The 14,249-nt window shown below is 61.6% G+C and carries 7 protein-coding genes; 5 read left to right on the forward strand and 2 right to left on the reverse strand.

Translation table 11 applies throughout. The features are described 5' to 3' along the window. Window positions 1-3 precede the first annotated feature (3 nt). Both ACYU70_RS06400 and ACYU70_RS06405 read right to left on the reverse strand, forming a co-directional pair. Complete coding sequence (locus tag ACYU70_RS06400; protein WP_342298357.1) at window positions 4-1,548, reverse strand: glycoside hydrolase family 28 protein; 1,545 nt, start codon at window positions 1,546-1,548, stop codon at window positions 4-6. Between the two features lie 55 nt (window positions 1,549-1,603). After that, on the reverse strand, window positions 1,604-2,932 hold the full coding sequence (locus ACYU70_RS06405; protein ID WP_342298358.1) for a rhamnogalacturonan acetylesterase: 1,329 nt from the start codon (window positions 2,930-2,932) through the stop codon (window positions 1,604-1,606). Window positions 2,933-3,086: 154 nt separating this feature from the next. On the opposite strand from ACYU70_RS06405, the gene ACYU70_RS06410 reads away from it, so the two are divergent. The 5 genes from ACYU70_RS06410 (at window position 3,087) to ACYU70_RS06430 (ending at window position 14,244) form a co-directional block, all read left to right on the forward strand. After that, a complete protein-coding gene (locus ACYU70_RS06410; protein WP_342298360.1) occupies window positions 3,087-4,166 on the forward strand; it encodes a glycoside hydrolase family protein in 1,080 nt (359 codons plus the stop codon). 99 nt (window positions 4,167-4,265) lie between these two features. Then, window positions 4,266-5,780, forward strand: a complete 1,515-nt coding sequence (locus ACYU70_RS06415; protein ID WP_342298362.1) for a sialate O-acetylesterase — start codon at window positions 4,266-4,268, stop codon at window positions 5,778-5,780. 424 nt (window positions 5,781-6,204) lie between these two features. Next, entirely contained in the window at window positions 6,205-9,477 is a 3,273-nt protein-coding gene (locus tag ACYU70_RS06420; RefSeq protein ID WP_342298363.1) for a SusC/RagA family TonB-linked outer membrane protein, read from the forward strand. A 39-nt stretch (window positions 9,478-9,516) separates the two neighbouring features. Then, window positions 9,517-11,040, forward strand: a complete 1,524-nt coding sequence (locus ACYU70_RS06425) for a RagB/SusD family nutrient uptake outer membrane protein (RefSeq protein ID WP_342298365.1) — start codon at window positions 9,517-9,519, stop codon at window positions 11,038-11,040. A gap of 171 nt (window positions 11,041-11,211) precedes the next feature. Beyond that, window positions 11,212-14,244, forward strand: a complete 3,033-nt coding sequence (locus ACYU70_RS06430) for a glycoside hydrolase family 2 protein (protein ID WP_342298366.1) — start codon at window positions 11,212-11,214, stop codon at window positions 14,242-14,244. The last annotated feature ends 5 nt before the right edge of the window (window positions 14,245-14,249 follow it).

The raw sequence follows: 14,249 nt of genomic DNA on the forward strand, positions 1-14,249 counted from the left end.
TGCTTAGTAGCTTATATCAACGCTGCCGGTTGCGGAGTAAGCGGGCTTGACTCCGCTGGCCGATTTCACCTCCGTAAAGCTCACTCGCTCGGCATCGTTGATGACGACCTTCGCATTATCCGGCAGCCGGATATTACTAAATGTGACATTCCGCAGCCGGTGCGCGGGGTCTTTGAAGCCGTTGATGTTGATGGCAGGCTCAGCGGCGGAGGCTTCGGACAGGTCAATGTTCTGAAAAACGAAGTTTTCGAAAGTAGGAATTTCGGGAGCGGGCGCACCGTCGTTGTTATAATTGACGGCCGAGAAGATGGTGATTTGGCGCAGCTGACACTCCCTGACGGTGACGTTGCGAACGTAGCCACCCCGGTCTTTGGTGCCCTTTATCTGCATGCCGTGCAGCAACGGGCCGGCCTTACAGTCCTGCACCAGCACCTCGCTCACGCCGCCCGACATCTCGCTGCCGATGGAAATGCCGTGCCCGCGCAGGAAGTCGCAATCGGTAATCCGCACGTTGCGCGTGGGTTTGGCAATGGCGAAGCCTTCGGGGTTTTTGCCCGATTTGATGGCGATGCAGTCGTCGCCGGTATCGAAGGTGCAGTTGAAAATGTAGGAATCGGTGGACGAATCGGGGTCGATGCCATCGCCGTTGTGGATGCCTTTGGTGACGATGGCCAAATCGTGACAGCTGATGTTGTGGCTGTAGATGTAGTGGATGGTCCAGCAGGGCGGCTCCGTCACGGTGAGGTGCGAAATGCTCACGTCCTGGCAGCTCAGCAGGCAGATGAGGCGGCCCCGGCTGCGCAGGCCGTGAGCTTTGGTCATGGCATCGCCCAGCCGCCGCCCGCCGCCTAAAATAGTGCCGCCACCGGTGATGCGCAGGTTGCTCACCGTGTAGCCGTTGCGATTTAGCGTGCCGGCGTTGAGCAGGCTTGCGTAGGTGCTTAATTCCCAGCCTTCGAAGCGGTTCAGAATCATCGGCAGGTAGTCGTCGGGCACTCTGGAGCCTTTCAACACGCCTTCAATGCGCAGCGTCATATTGCTCTTCAGAAAAAGCGCGCCCGACACGTAAGTACCCTTCGGAATGTAGACGGTGCCGCCCGCCTCGCAGGCAGTAATAGCCGCTTGAATAGCTTTGGTGTTGACGATGGCGGTGTCGTTTTTGGCACCGTAATCGAGTACGTTATACACCTTGCCTTTGGCGGCAGTTTTGAAGGTGAGCGTGCTGAATTCTTTGTCCTTCTGGCCGCTGGCGGGCTTCACACTCAGCCGAATAGTGTACTGGGTAGCGGGTGCCAGTTGGGCAATAGTGTAATTGGTTTTGCTTGTCGAAGCCACGGCTTTGCCATTCAAGGACAGCTCGTAGGCCACCTTTTCTTTCCCGGATTCCTTGTCCCACAAGAGTGTAACTGAGCTCTCGGTGAGGGTACCCGGCGCAATAAGGAGGTGGCGTTTATCGATGGGCGCGGCCGCAACGCGGGCGGCAATAGCCACGAAGAAACTCACCCAGAAGAGGCGATGAATTGCGTTTAGGGAAGCTCGATTGGCCATTGAGGAAAATGAGTGGGTTTGATTTTTAGCAACAGTCAGGTCCCCGACTGCGCGGCTAATTCCCGTCCGGCTTAGTCACGGCGCTGCGGGGGCTGTCAATCCAAATCCAACTGGCCAGTGCGTCCGGCTTGGCCGGGTCGAACGTGAGCGTGTCATTTTTCAGGAATTTCACCAGGCCCAGCTTATTGGTTTTGATGCCTTCGACCACGCACTTGGCCAGCTCGTAGGCCCCGTAGGGATTGAAATGAGTGTTGTCGGCGAGGGGTTCGGGCTGGTTGGGATAGGTGTTGGCGGGGTAATGCACCAAGGCTTTTTTCGATTCTTCTACCCCGAGAGCTTCGTAGAATTTGGCCGACATGGCGTTGAGGTCGATAAGCGGGACTTTCTCCTCTTCGGCCACCTTGCGGGCAGCAGCAGGGAAGTCGCCGAGGCTGTTTTCAATCTTGCCATCGGCCCCGAAGGTGCGGCGGCTGGTGGAGGTGACAATGACCGGGATGCCGCCCTTTTTGCGCACCTCCTGCACGAAGAGGTGCAGCCGCTCAGAATATGATTTCCACGCACCGTCGTTTTCGCCCTTGTCCTTCTGGTCGTTGTGGCCGAATTCGATGAACAGGTAGTCGCCGGGCTTCATCACGCTTAGCACTTTGGTGAGGCGCTTCGAGCTGAGGAAACTGCCCAGCGTGAGGCCCGATTCGGCGTGGTTGGCCACGGCCACGCCGGGCTTGAGGAAGCGCGGCAGCATCTGGCCCCAGGCGGCCCAAGGCTCGTCGTCCTGGTTCACCACGGTGGAGTTGCCGGCCAGGAAAATGGTGGTGGCCGTGGGCGCGGGCGTTATTTCCAGCGCGGCCAGGCAGGGGTTCGCACCGTCGAATTCGAGGGTTAGGCGGTCGTCCCAGTCCAGTTTATGCAGCTCGCGGGGCTTCAGGCTCACGGTTTCAGTGTCGCTGATGCGGCGGCTCTTGACGTTGAGCGTGAAGGTTTGGGTCGTGAACTGGCCGGGTTTAGTGGCGGTAGTTTCGAGCAGCAGGCGGCGCGATTCGGCCTTCAGAAAAGTGCTGGATGGGCCCTTGGTGTCGCCTAGGGTCACGGTCACGTTGTAGTTGCCCTCGGGCAGCTTTACTGAGAAGTAGAAGGGCTGCCTGCTGGTTACGAAGTCGCTTTTCAGGGCATCCTTGCCGCCCCGGTCTGTGCCCGTCACCGTCGTGCCGAAATCGAAGCCGTAGCCGGTGGCATCCGAATAAGTGGCGGTGGGCAGCACCTGCTGGTAGCCGGCGGCCGTTTTGCCGGGGCCGAAATCAAACTTGTACGTGGTTTTAGGCGATTGCGCGGCGGCAGAAGCGGCCAGCAGCATACTAGCCCCAATGGTCAGGACGGAAATTTTCATGGGCGGGAAGTGACGAGTGGGCTAAAAGTACCGGCGGCGGCTACCGGCGCTTACCTGCACTGTCATGGCTCCGGCAGAGTGCAGGAGAGTGCCGCCCGAAAGACAGCCGTAGTTGCATCACATCTCATCCACTGCCCCAATCCCACCCGCGCTTATGCTGGCCCGCCGCACGTTTCTGACTGGTTTATTACTAGCCCCGCTGACGCGCGCTTTGGCCGGTTTCACGGGCCGGCTCATTGATTATCCCAAGGCCGCTTTCGCCAGATTCAGCAAGCACCTGCGGCCCGTGGGCCGGGCCCTGGAGCTGCCCGATTACTATGTGTGGTGCAACTCGCCCATCTACGGGCCCGATGGCAAGGTGCACGTTTTCTTCTCACGCTGGGATGCCAAAAAGGGCATGGGCGGCTGGCTCAACGGCTCCGAAATAGCCCATGCCGTGGCCGACAAGCCCGAAGGGCCCTTCACCGTGCTCGGAACTGTGCTGGCCCCGCGCGGCCCTGGCCACTGGGACGCCACCACCTGCCACAATCCCAGTATCCAGTTCGTGGATGGGCAATACTGCCTGTTTTTCATGGGCAATTCCAACGGCAAAACCGACACCAAGCGCATCGGCCTCGCCACCGCCCCCACCCTCAACGGCCCCTGGACGCGGCCCGATGCGCCGCTATTGCTGCCCGGCCCCACCGGAGCCTGGGACGACCATTGCACCACCAATCCGGCCTTCATCAAGCACCCCAACGGGCAATACTGGCTCTACTATAAGTCCTGGAATACCAAGGAATACGACGAGGCCAAGGGGAAAGAAATTCGCGGCAACCGCAAATACGGCCTTGCCATCTCGGATAAGCTGGCCGGGCCATACGTGAAATTTGAAGGCAACCCGGTTATCGATTTCTCCAAGCAGGGCAGCAACAAGCAGTTCGAAGATGCCTTTGTGTGGCGGCAGCACGGCAAACTCTGCCTGCTGGCCCGCGACATGGGCGTGTACAGCCAGGAAGTGGGCCTCTACCTTGAATCCGAAGATGGCAAGGCCTGGACATTCCCCAAAATCGCCTTCCTGCCCATCCGGGACTATGGCGTGCAGGAACCGCCCGCGCCGCCCAAACTCAAGCGTTACGGCCGCCTCGAACGGCCGCAGCTGTTGCTACGCGATGGCCGGCCGGAGTATCTGTTCTGCGCCTCGCAGGGTGGGAAGGAGATGACGGCTTCGGCATTCATTCTGAAAATAGTGTAGGGTGCGGGGCTTGTCCCCGCCCGTCGTTGAACGATTCGGGCACTAGCCGTTCAACGACGGGCGGGGACAAGCCCCGCACCCTACTTCAATCCCTAACTCATGGCCCGCTACTTCCTGCTGCTCCTACTGATACTCCCGCGCCTTAGCCACGCCGACGTCACCTTGCCCGCGTTGCTGACCGACAACATGGTGCTCCAACAGAAAACCACGGTGGCCCTCTGGGGCTGGGCCGCGCCCGGCGAAGCCGTGACGGTAACCGCCAGCTGGCAAAAAGCCCCCGCCAAAGCCACGGCTGATGCGCAGGGCAACTGGCTGGTGCGCGTGCCCACCACCAAAGCCGGCGGCCCCTACACCATCACCATCAACGGCCAAAACAAGCTCACCATCAACAACGTGCTGCTGGGCGAAGTGTGGCTGTGCTCGGGCCAATCAAACATGAAATTCTCAGTGGATAAGGGCGCGGCCAAATGGATGACGGGCGTCAAGAATGCCGCTGAAGTAATTCCAGATGCCCATTTCCCAGCTATCCGCATGTTCACGGTGGCGGAGCGCGTATCCGATACACCGCAGCGCGACGTGGCCGGTAACTGGGTAGTGTGCAACCCCGAAACCGTGGGCAAGTTCTCGGCCGTGGCCTACTTCTTTGGCCTTGAAATTCACCAGAAATTAAACGTACCGGTGGGCCTCATTCACTCCTCTTGGGGCGGCACTCCGGCCGAGTCGTGGACACGGCGGGAGGTGCTGGAAAACAACCCCGTGCTGCGCCCCATCCTCACCCGCTACGCCCTGGGCCTGACGCAGCGCCCGGCCTACGAAACTGCCCTGGCGGCCTGGAAACAGGAGAAAATTGATAATCCCCAGACTACCCGCCCCAAGCCGGAGGAGCCACTCAGTGCCACCAGCAATAAATCACCCGCGAAGCTCTACAACGGCATGATTCGCGGGCTGGAGCCGTACACGCTGCGCGGCGTTATCTGGTATCAGGGCGAAAGCAATGCCGAGCGCGCCTACCAATACCGCACGCTATTCCCGGCGATGATTGCGAACTGGCGGCAGGACTGGCAGCTGCCCGGCCTGCCCTTCTACTTCGTGCAAATAGCCCCGCACAAGGGCCAGAACCCCGAAATCCGCGAAGCGCAGCTGCTCACTTGGCAAACCGTGCCGCACACCGGCATGGTGGTCACCACCGACGTGGGCGACTCGCTCGACATCCACCCGCGCGACAAGCAGACCGTGGGCCATCGCCTGGCCCTGTGGGCACTGGCCAAAACCTACGGCACGCCGGCCCTCCCCTACTCCGGCCCACGCTACAAGGCTATGCTGGTAAAAAATGGTGAGGCCCGCCTCACCTTCGACTACGCCGAGGGCCTGCTGAGCCGCGACGGAGCTCTGCGTGAGTTCACCCTTGCTGGCCCCGACAGCGTGTTCCGGCCCGCCCAGGCGCGCATCGTGGGGCGCACGGTGGTGGTGAGCAGCCCGCAGGTGGCGCGGCCGGTAGCGGTGCGCTTCGGATGGGCTAAGTCGCCGATGCCCAACCTGTTCAACAGCGTGGGGCTGCCGGCCTCACCCTTCCGCACCGACCAGTGGCGCACGCCCACGCAGGGCAAAGAGTAGCGGTGAAAAATCGTTTTTGGAGGCGGGCAGGAGGGTGCGGGAAGGCTATTAATTAGAAAAAATAGATTTTTGCATAGATGAATGGTGAGCCCCGGCAGGTTGCTACCAAATCAACCCCGGCGAGGTCGGTATGGGCAGCTGCAACTGCCCGTACCGGCTGGGCCGCCGCCACGCAGCAGCACTTTGCTACCGGCCCGGCGCTCCGGCACCGGATTTTGGGTTACTCAAAGTGTGAGGCCGGCCAGCCGGGCGCGGCCCGCAGGTGGCAGCCTCGACGGTAGTGAGTAAGCAACTACTAAACTAAGTGCAGCTAAGCAGTAGTCTACAGGAGAGTACCGGCGAAACACGCTCATAATATTGGCCTCAGGTTCGGCCTCCACGTCCCTTCTTTCTTCAAAAAAATCTCACCCAAGTTCATACGCTCATGAAGAAGTTTTATCCCTGGCATCGGTTGCGTCTCGCGGCGTGTGTGCCAATGCTCCTGCTGGCGGGGCCGGGAACGGCACTGGCCGCCGCGCACCCGGTGCGCCACGTAGCCGCCGACTGGCAGCTGACCGGCAAAGTGACCTCGCCCACCGGCGAAGGCCTGCCCGGCGTGACCGTGGTAGTGAAAGGCACCACGCTGGGCACCACCAGCAACGCCGATGGCTCGTTCACCATCTCGGTACCTGAAAAGGCCGGCACGCTGGTTTTCAGCTTTATTGGGTTTCAAACCCAGGAAAAACCCTTTTCCGGCCCCGGCAGCTTCAACGTGAAGCTGAGCGACGACACCAAGAGCCTCGACGAGGTGGTGGTGGTGGGCTACGGCACCCAGAAGCGGGCCGACGTGACCGGCGCCATTGCCACCCTGGATGCCCGCAAGCTGGAAGAACGGCCCATTACCCGCGTCGACCAGGCGCTGGTGGGCCAGCTGGCCGGCGTGCAAGTGAAGCAGGTATCGGGCGTGCCCGGCCGGGCCTTCAGCATTCAGGTGCGGGGTGCGGGTTCTATTTCGGCCGGCAACGAGCCGCTGTATGTAATCGACGGCTTTCCGCTGGAGACGGCGGCGGCCAACGGTGGCGGGCGCTTCAGCGCCGGCAGCCCGTTGGACAACATCAACCCTAATGACATTGAGAAGATTGAGGTGCTGAAGGATGCGGCCGCGGCCGCCATCTACGGCTCGCGGGCGGCCAACGGCGTGGTGCTCATCACCACCAAGCGCGGCCGCTCGGGCAAGCCCCAAATCAGCGTGAATACCTACGTGGGCGGCTCGCGGGCCGCCAAAAAGCTCGACGTGCTGAGCGGCGATGAGTGGATTTCGAAAGCCACGGAAATCATCAACACCAACTGGGTACGCTCGACGCCGACCACGCCCGGTGCCACGCCCCGCACCGCCGACCAGAACAACACCACCCGCCGCCAGATTCTGAACTCGACGCTCACGGCCACGGGCGTACTGCCCACGCAGTTGGGGCCCACGCAGTACAACACCGACCTGATGCTGGACGAGCGTTGGGCCATGCCCGGCCACCCCGGCCTGGCGTTTGTGGACTGGCAGGACCAGCTCTACCGCACCGGCCTGAGCCAGAGCTACCAGGTGAGCGCCTCCGGGGCCACCGATAACGTGAACTACTTCGTATCGGGCAACTACAGCGACCAGCAGGGCTTCGCTATTGGCCTTGACTACAAGCGGTACTCGGCCCGCGCCAACGTGGAAGTAAAAGCCAGCGACAAGCTGCGCTTCGGCCTGACAGTGAGCCCGTCGTTTTCGATTGCCACCGACCCGGGCATCGAAGGCAAGGACAACCGCTTCCACCAGCTGCTTTCCGAAACCCCGGTGGTGGAAGACACGGCCGGCGTGAACACGGCTTATGGCAAAAACGACGCGTACCGCTGGGGCGTGAGCACGGCCAGCCCGATTGCCCTTATCAAGGCTTATCAGGGCGATACCCGCACGTTCCGGACCCTGGGCACGGTGTTTGGCGAGTTTCAGCCCATTACGGGCCTGCGGCTACGCTCCTCGCTGAACATGGACAACACCGACGCCACGTCGAAGTCGTTTCAGCCACCCACGCGCACGCTGGTTACCTCGCTGGCCAGCGGCTCGTACGCCGCCTTCCGCCGCCAGACGTTTGTGAACGAAAACACGGCCACCTACAGCAAGGTCATCGGCAAAAACGACTTCTCGGTGCTGCTGGGCCAGGCCTACAACTTTGCCAAGCTCGACAACGTGGCCCTGGCCGCAAACGGTGGCTTCATCAACAACAACCTGACCACGCTGAACGCGGCCACCAACATCACGGGCACGGCCGCCAACTACACCACCGAGACCCAGAGCGTGCTGCTCTCCTACTTCGGCCGTTTGCAATACGCCTTCGACGGTAAGTACCTGGTTTCGGCCAGCGTGCGCCGCGATGCGTCGTCGCGCTTCGGGTTTGAGGACCGGGCCGGCGTTTTCCCGGCCGTATCGGCCGGCTGGCGCATCTCGCAGGAGCCGTTTATGGCGGCTACCACTAACGTACTGAGCGACCTGAAGCTGCGCGGCAGCCTGGGCTACTCCGGCAACAACACCATCGGCGACTACAGCAGCATTGCCACGTTGGGCTTTGCCAACTACGCCTTGGGCGGCACCTCGGCCGTGCAGGTGACGGGCCAGGCTCCCAACAAAGTGGGCAACCCGTCGCTGAAATGGGAGCGCAACCGCACCGTGGACTTCGGCGTGGACGTGGCCTTCCTCAAAAACCGCATCACGGCCTCGGCCGACTATTACACCAAAACAAGCCAGGACCTGCTCCTGAACGTGCCCGTGGCCAGCGGCTCGGGCTTCACCACCAGCCTGCAGAACATTGGCGAGGTGCGCAACAACGGTTGGGAAGTGGAGCTGAACACCCGCAACCTGGAAGGCGCCTTCTCCTGGACTACTTCCTTCAACCTGAGCCACAACGAGAACAAAGTGGTGCACCTGGGCCCCGGCGATGCCACCATCGAAGTGCCTAACGGCCTGGATACGCCCAGCAACATCCTGAAAGTGGGCCTGCCCATCTACAGCATTTTCGTGGTGAAGCAGACTGGCATCCTTTCGCAATCCGACATCGACAGCAAGGTGGCCCAGCTGGGCACGCAGTCGGCCGGCGAGCCCAAGTTTGAAGATTTCAACGGCGACGGCAAAATTGACTTCAACGACCGCCAGGTGGTGGGCAACCCCAACCCCACCTACACCTACGGCATGACCAACACGCTGCGCTACAAGGGCTTCGACCTGAGCTTCCTGGTGCAGGGCCAGGCCGGCGGCTCCATCTACTCCACCCTGGGCCGGGCCATCGACCGGATGGGCGTGGGCTACAAGGAAAACGCCCTGGGCCGCGTGCGCGACCGGTGGTTTTCGGCCGACAACCCCGGCGACGGCATCAAGGGCAAGGCGACGCCGCTGAGCACCACCTTCATCCGCAACACCGACTGGCTGTACTCGTCGAACTACTACCGGGTGCGCACCATCACGCTGGGCTACGACCTGGGCCTGATTATCAAGAAGAGCGTGGCGCAGGGTGCCCGCGTGTATGTGACCGCCGAAAACTGGTTCGGGCACGACAACTACTACGGCGGCCTCAACCCCGACGCCCTGAACACCAACAACGGCAGCACCTTCGTGTCGGGCTCCGACTACGGCGGACTGCCGCTGGCCAAAACCCTGATTCTGGGCCTGAACCTCACTTTTTAATCGGCTGGGTTTGTCCCACTCACCCTTCTGAAAATTCCCATGAAACGTATATTCCTCTTCTTAAGCCTGGCCTGCGCCGTGGCCCTGAGCGGCTGCGAAAAAGACCTGGACCAGCTGCCGATTTCGAACGGTTCGGTACCAGACTTCTATAAATCGGCCACCGACTTCGACCAAGCCATGACCTCGGTGTACAGCCAGCTGCGCGGCTACCCCGACCGCGAGGTGTACCTGTCGGAAGTGCGCTCCGACAATATTTACGCCTCCAGCGCCGTAGGCGGGCGCGACTGGGACCCCATCAACAACTTCTCCACCCTGCTCAACATCAACGCCATCGTGGCCGATGCCTGGGCTACGGACTACGCCACCATCTACCGGGCCAACGTGATGCTCGACCAGCTGGCCGCCAATGGCTCGGTGGTGCCGGCCGCGCTGCGCACCCGCTACGAGGGCGAAGCCAAGTTCATTCGGGCTTTCATGTATTTCGATTTGGTGCGCAAGTTTGGCCGCGTGCCCGTGATTGAGCATGCCCTGCTGCCCCGCGAAGTAGCCCAGATTCCGCGCGCCGACGTGGCCAAAGTGTATGAGCTGATTATTAAAGACCTGGGCACCGCCATCACCAACCTGCCCGTTTCCTACACGGGGGCCAACGTGGGCCGCGTGACGGTGGGAGCTGCCAAGGGCATTCTGGCGCTGGTGTACCTCACCCGCTCGGGCCCGGACTACGGCATCAAAGGCCCCGGCATGAACTCCAACGAGTTTGACAAAGCCAATGCCCTGCTCAGCGAAATCATCGCGGCCACTGGCACGGCCCGCTACGCCACCCAGGCCACCTACGCCGGCATTTTCTCGCCCACGGCCGAGAACAACTCGGAGGTAATCTTCGACATTCAGTACTTCGCCAACGGCACGGTGGGTGGCTCGTTCCAGAACATTGTGGTGCCCGATGGCTACTATACTCAGATTGGTTTGTCATTCTCGGCCGGCTCGGTCGAAATCAAACCCTGCTCGAACGACCTGGTGAATACGTATGCGACGGCTGACGTGCGCAAAGCATTCAACATCCAGCCTGGCTTCTCGTACGTCACCGGTGCGACGACTATCTCGGATACCCGGCCGTTCTTCAAAAAGTACGTGAACGTGGCCGCCAAAGGCGCCAGCCGCACCGACTGGGGCCTGAACTACATCGTGTTGCGCTACACCGACATCCTGATGATGAAGGCCGAATGCCAGATGCGCGGCGTGGGCGGCAGCGTGGCCGATGCCCTGCTGCTGGTGAACCCCATCCGGGTGCGGGCGGGCGTGCCGCCCCTAACCACTCTCACTCTGGAAACGCTCATGGAGGAGCGCCGCCGCGAGTTTGCCGGCGAGAACCTGCGCTGGAACGACCTCATGCGCTCCGGTCTGGCCCTGACCGTGATGAACGCCTGGGCCGCACGTGAAGACCTGGCCCCGCCGTTCAACAAAATCACCCGGCCCATCACCGCCAACCTGCTGCTCTACCCCGTGCCGCAGGCCGAGCTGGCGGCAGTGCCCGGTCTCTACGACCAGAACCCCGGCTACTAAAAACCCTGTTTGCTGAGGCGCTACGCCCGGTTTTGGCTTCGGTCGGCACTATGCTGGCGGGGCCGAAACCGGGCGTAGCTGCGTTCGGACCGTCCCGCCGCACCCCACAGTACAGGACAGTGCGGGCCGCGACGGCCGCTTCTTTTGCTCCTCCCTCCTATTTCCCACCCGATGCCGCAACTCACCCGCTTATTTTCCGGCTTTTTGGCAAACCTGCGCTTTGTACGTGGGTGCTTTTTGTGCGGGTTTCTGATACTGAAAGTAGCCGCCGCTGCCCAAGCCGCGCCACCTGCAGCCAGCCGCCAGAAATTCAATTTCAACCCGGAATGGAAAGTGCGGGTGGGCGATGCGCCCGGTGCCGAAGCCGTCACATTTGATGATGCCCAGTGGAAAAAGGTGACGCTACCCTACGCCTGGAACGAGGATGAGGCGTTCAGCAAGGACATCAAGGATTTGAGCACCGGCGTGGCCTGGTACCGCAAGCACTTCCGGCTGCCAGCCGGGGCGGCAGGGCAAAAAGTCTTCATCGAGTTTGAAGGCGTGCGGCTGGCCGGCGAGTTCTACCTGAACGGCCAGCGCCTGGGGCTGCACGAAAACGGCGTAATGGCCATCGGCTTCGATTTAACGCCTTTTCTCAAGCCCGCGCCGGCCGACAACGTGCTAGCCGTGCGCACCGACAACGACTGGGATTACAAGGAAAAAGCCAGCGGCCAGGTGTTCCAATGGAGCAACCGCAACTTCAACGCGAACTACGGCGGCATTCCCAAGAACGTGTTTCTACACGTAATGAGCCCGCTGCACCAGACGCTGCCGCTATTTTCGGCGCTGGGCACCACGGGCGTGTATGTCTATGCGCAGGATTTCGACGTGGCCGGCGGCCGGGCCACGATAGTAGCCGAGGCGCAGGTGAAAAACGAATTTCCGGCCGCCCGCACCTTCACCTTTGAAACGTCGGTAGCCGATGGCGAGGGCAAACCCGTCAGCACCTTCAGCGGTGGCGAAACGACCTTGCAACCGGGCGAAACGAAGACGGTAACGGCCCGCGCCAGCCTCAGCGGGTTACATTTCTGGAGCTGGGGCTATGGCTATTTATACACGGTTTCAACCCGATTAATCATCGATAAAAAGGCCATCGACGAAGTAAAAACCCGCACCGGCTTCCGCAAAACGGAATTTGCCAACGGCCTCATCAAGCTGAATGACCGGGCCATGCAGGTGCACGGCTACGCCCAGCGCACCAGCAACGAGTGGCCGGCCGTGGGTCTGGGCATCCCGGCCTGGCTCTCCGACTACAGCAACGGCCTGATGGTGGCCGGCAACGCCAACCTGGTGCGCTGGATGCACGTCACGCCCTGGAAACAGGACATCGAAAGCTGCGACCGCGTGGGCCTGCCCCAGGCCATGCCCGCCGGCGACGCCGAAAAGGACGTGGCTGACCGCCGCTGGGGCCAGCGCCTGGAGCTGATGCGCGACGCCATCATCTACAACCGCAACAACCCCAGCATCCTGTTTTACGAGGGTGGCAACGAGAGCATCAGCGCTGCTCACATGCAGGAACTGAAGGACATTCGGAACCAATATGACCCGCACGGCGGCCGCGCCATCGGCTCGCGCGAGATGCTGGATATTCCAGCAGCCGAGTACGGCGGCGAAATGCTCTACATCAACAAAAGCGCCACCAAGCCGCTCTGGGCTATGGAATACTCGCGCGATGAGGCCCTGCGCAAGTATTGGGACGAACTCACGCCACCCTTCCACAAGGACGGCGCAGGCCCGCTCTACAAAGGCGCGAACGCCGCCGACTACAATCGCAACCAGGACTCGCAGGCCCGCGAGGATGTGATGCGCTGGTACGACTACTGGCACGAGCGGCCCGGCACCGGCACCCGCACCAGCGCCGGCGGCGTCAACATCGTGTTCAGCGACACTAATACCCACTACCGGGGCGAGGAAAACTACCGCCGCAGCGGCGAAGTCGACGCCCTGCGCATTGCCAAAGACGGCTACTACGCCCACCAGGTAATGTGGGACGGCTGGGTCGAGCCGGAAAAAATGCACACGCACATCATCGGCCACTGGAATTACAAAACGGGCACGGTGAAAAACGTGGACGTGGTATCAAACGGCGAGAAAGTGGAACTGTTTCTCAACGGCAAATCCCTAGGATTCGGCCAGCAGAGCTACCGCTTCCTGTTCACCTTCAAAAACGTGACCTGGCAGCCCGGCACCCTCCGCGCCGTGAGCTACGATGCGGCCGGCAAGTCCGTGAGCGAAGCCGAGCACCAGACCGCCGGCCCGGCCATGGCCCTGCGCCTCAGCCCGATACTCAGCCCCACCGGCCTGCACGCCGATGGCACCGATTTGGCCTTAGTTCAGGTTGAAGCAATTGACGCGCAAGGCCGCCGCTGCCCCACGGCTTTGAACATGGTGAATTTCACCCTGAGCGGGCCGGCCGAGTGGCGCGGCGGCCTGGCGCAGGGGCCCGGCAACTACATTCTGGCCAAGAGCCTGCCCGTGGAAGGTGGCGTGAACCGCGTGCTCATCCGCAGCACCACGCAGGCCGGCAAAATCAATATTACCGCCACCTCTGAGGGCTTGAAACCGGCTACGGTCAGCCTGAAATCGGAACCTGTGCGTGTAGAAAACGGCTTGATGACGCAGCTGCCGGGTGCAGATTTGCCGGTGAGTTTGCGGCGTGGGCCCACGCCGGCCGGGCCGTCGTTCACCGTCTCGCGGGTGACGGTGCCGATTACCGCCGCTACCGCCAGCTCCAATGCGGCCAACGCTGCTTTCAGCTTCGATGACAATGAGCTGTCGGAGTGGATTTCGGACCGTAAAGAGGCCCGGCCGTGGATTGAGTACGCGCTGGCCCGTACCGCCCCCATCAGCCAGGTGGCGATGAAACTGACGGGATGGCGCACCAGCACCTATCCCATTCGTATTTTACTCGATGGGCAGGAGATTTTCAGCGGTACCACGGAGCGCAGCCTGGGCTATTTCACCGCGATATTTCCGCCGCGCACCGGCCAGAAACTGCGCATCGAGCTAACCGGCACCACTCAAGCCAAAGACGCCTTCAATATCACCGAACTCGAAACGCCCAAAGTGCCCACCGCCGCCACCGACCAGGCCGGCCCGCCCGGCACCCTGGGTCTGGTGGAAGTGGAAGTGTATTCAACGCCGGCCGGCTCGCCCGCGCCCTAACCCGC

It is taken from the genome of Hymenobacter segetis (assembly GCF_054776495.1).

Coding starts and splice junctions, on each gene's coding strand:
- ACYU70_RS06400 (WP_342298357.1), bottom strand. CDS start 1,548: ATGGCCAATCGAGCTTCCCTAAACGCAATTCATCGCCTCTTCTGGGTG.
- ACYU70_RS06405 (WP_342298358.1), bottom strand. CDS start 2,932: ATGAAAATTTCCGTCCTGACCATTGGGGCTAGTATGCTGCTGGCCGCT.
- ACYU70_RS06410 (WP_342298360.1), top strand. CDS start 3,087: ATGCTGGCCCGCCGCACGTTTCTGACTGGTTTATTACTAGCCCCGCTG.
- ACYU70_RS06415 (WP_342298362.1), top strand. CDS start 4,266: ATGGCCCGCTACTTCCTGCTGCTCCTACTGATACTCCCGCGCCTTAGC.
- ACYU70_RS06420 (WP_342298363.1), top strand. CDS start 6,205: ATGAAGAAGTTTTATCCCTGGCATCGGTTGCGTCTCGCGGCGTGTGTG.
- ACYU70_RS06425 (WP_342298365.1), top strand. CDS start 9,517: ATGAAACGTATATTCCTCTTCTTAAGCCTGGCCTGCGCCGTGGCCCTG.
- ACYU70_RS06430 (WP_342298366.1), top strand. CDS start 11,212: ATGCCGCAACTCACCCGCTTATTTTCCGGCTTTTTGGCAAACCTGCGC.